Origin of the sequence: Sphingorhabdus sp. (assembly GCF_044354325.1) — a bacterium.
Taxonomy (GTDB): domain Bacteria; phylum Pseudomonadota; class Alphaproteobacteria; order Sphingomonadales; family Sphingomonadaceae; genus Sphingorhabdus_B.
Map to the genome: position 1 here is coordinate 1 of NZ_JBILAF010000166.1, position 2,690 is coordinate 2,690.

General features: G+C 56.2%; 3 protein-coding genes. All 3 read left to right on the plus strand.

Annotated elements, in window-relative coordinates:
• A partial coding sequence (locus ACIQ0G_RS10830) for an ArsR/SmtB family transcription factor (protein WP_397577912.1) occupies positions 1–1,010 on the plus strand: 1,010 nt, incomplete at its 5' end.
• On the plus strand, positions 1,007–1,948 hold the full coding sequence (metF, locus tag ACIQ0G_RS10835; protein ID WP_397577913.1) for a methylenetetrahydrofolate reductase [NAD(P)H]: 942 nt from the start codon (positions 1,007–1,009) through the stop codon (positions 1,946–1,948). The genes ACIQ0G_RS10830 and metF, both read left to right, overlap by 4 nt.
• Positions 1,945–2,690: homocysteine S-methyltransferase family protein (locus ACIQ0G_RS10840; protein ID WP_397577914.1), on the plus strand; the 746-nt coding region annotated here is incomplete at its 3' end. The genes metF and ACIQ0G_RS10840, both read left to right, overlap by 4 nt.

Here is a 2,690-nt window from a genome sequence, read left to right on the forward strand (position 1 = left end):
ATATAAAGATTTCTTTATATGACGTTGAAATGATCAATTTGCTCAACATCATGCGCGCTCTGGCCGACCCGACCCGGCTTCGAATCGTATTTCTCGTGCTTCGACTTGAGCTGTCGGTGGGCGAGTTAGTGCAGATATTGGATCAAAGCCAGCCCCGCGTTTCCCGCCATATCCGCATATTGGACGAAGCTGGGTTGTTGGAGCGACGCAAAGAAGGAAGCTGGGTTTTCCTGCGGCCTGGCGCTGTTTTGGAGGACGGACGCCTCACGTCATTACTGACAGAAGCCGATGTTACGCAGGCAAAGGCCTTTCAAAAGGATCTGGCGCGGCTGGACGAGGTCCGCAACGCACGCACCAATATGGCAGCATCCTATTTTGCGGCACATGCAGAAGAATGGGATTTCCTCAGATCACTGCATGTTGCTGATTCAGAAGTTGAGGCGAAGATTGCGCAGATTTTGCATAGCGCGCCGTTGGGCCGTGTATTGGACGTTGGTACAGGGACTGGCCGCATTGTTGAATTGTTCGCCGAGAGCGCAAGCCGCTTTGTCGCTTTGGACAATAGCCCCGAAATGTTGCGGCTTGCCCGGGCAAAAATAGCGAACTTAAGTGCCGATATCGCAAGCAAGGTCGAGATCAAGCTGGGTGACTTCAACATGCTCCCCGTCGGCGATGGCGAGTTTGACACCGTCATTTTCCACCAAGTGCTGCACTACGCCCAAGACCCCGAGGCCGTCATTGCCGAAGCCATCCGGACAGTCGCAGACAATGGGCAGCTCCTGATCGTCGACTTTGCGGCCCATGACCATGAAGAACTCCGCACGGTGCATGCCCATGCCCGGCTTGGCTTTACCGATGAATTTATGCGGAATGCGTTCTCGGCGCATGGCCTGCAGATGGTGCATCAGGCCGCACTTGAGTCGGGTGAACTCATTGTAAAAGTGTGGATGGGGCAAAAGCTATCGTTCGCCGCCCCGCGTCCAAAGAACAACTTAAGGATTGTTGCATGATTCTCCCCCTCGCCCAAATGCAGGAAGCCAGCCGGGCGTTGGCCGCGCCCCTTTTTGCCGGTCTTGCCGGTGATTGCGAAATCAGCTTTGAATTCTTCCCGCCCAAAACCGAAAAGATGGAAGAGCAGTTGTGGGATTCGGTCGTCACGCTCGCGCCGCTTGCTCCGCGCTTTGTATCGGTCACTTATGGTGCCGGCGGGACAACGCGTGAGCGGACACACAACACCGTCGCCCGCATTGCCCGCGAAACCACTATTCCGGCTGCCGCACATTTAACCTGCGTCGAAGCATCAAAGGGCGAAATTGCCGACGTCGCAAATGCCTATTGGGAGGCTGGTGTCCGGCACATCGTTGCACTGCGCGGAGATGCACCAGGCTCGGACGGTAAATTTGTCCCGCACCCCGACGGCTATGCCAGTGCCGCGGAATTGGTCGAAGGACTGCGTAAGCTCCATCCGTTCGAGATATCGGTCAGTGCCTATCCCGAAACCCACCCCGAAGCCCTGTCCGCGGCCAGCGACATCGACTTTCTGAAGCGCAAGCTGGATTCAGGCGCGAGCCGGGCCATCACACAATTTTTCTTTGAACCTGAAACATTCTTCCGTTTTCGTGATGCTGTGGCTGCCGCGGGTGTCGACGCCGAAATCGTGCCGGGTATCATGCCGGTGTCAAATTTTGCGGCAATCACACGCATGTCCGCCATGACCGGCACCGCAATTCCCGTGTGGATGGCGCATTTGTTTGAAGGGTTGGATGACCATCCACCTGCGCGGCAACTTGTCGCGGCCACCGTCGCGGCGGAAATGTGCCGTAGATTATATGCAGGCGGTGTGCGTGATTTCCATTTCTACACGCTCAACCGCGCCGAGCTGTCTTATGCCATTTGCCATTTGCTTGGAAAACGGCCCGCTGGCGCCGCGCAGGAGCAAGCGGCATGACCCCGCGTGAGGCATTTGTTGCAAGAGCGTCCAAGCAAATATTGGTCTTCGACGGCGGCTATGGGACCGCCATTCAGGGGTATAAATTATCCGAGGCGGACTATCGCGGGTCATTGGAACTCACCCATGATCAAAAGGGTAACAACGACCTATTGTCGATCACACGGCCTGACGTGGTTGGCGCCATCCACAGCGCCTATCTGAGCGCTGGCGCGGACATGATTGAAACCAACACCTTCAGCGCCACGAAGATCAGCATGGCTGATTATGGCTGCGAACATCTGGTCCAGCAATTGAACATCGATTCGGCAAAACTCGCGCGCGCCTGTTGTGACGCCGCGGAAGCCGAAGATGGCAAACGGCGCTTTGTTGCAGGCTCGATTGGGCCGACGAACAAGACATTGTCATTGTCGCCAGACGTCAACGACCCCGGCTATCGCGAAATCGACTTTGATTATCTGAAAGGCGTCTATCGCGAACAATGCGACGCGCTCATCGAAGGCGGCGTGGATTTCCTGCTGATTGAAACGATTTTCGACACGCTGAACGCCAAATGCGCAGGCATGGCGGCGCAGGAAGCGGCGCTGGCATCGGGCAGGGACGTGCCCTTGATGATATCGATGACAATCACCGATATGGCTGGACGCAATCTGTCGGGCCATACCGTTGAGGCATTTTGGGCCGCGATCCGCCATGTCAAACCACTTACCATTGGATTGAATTGCTCGTTCGGGGCCGATCT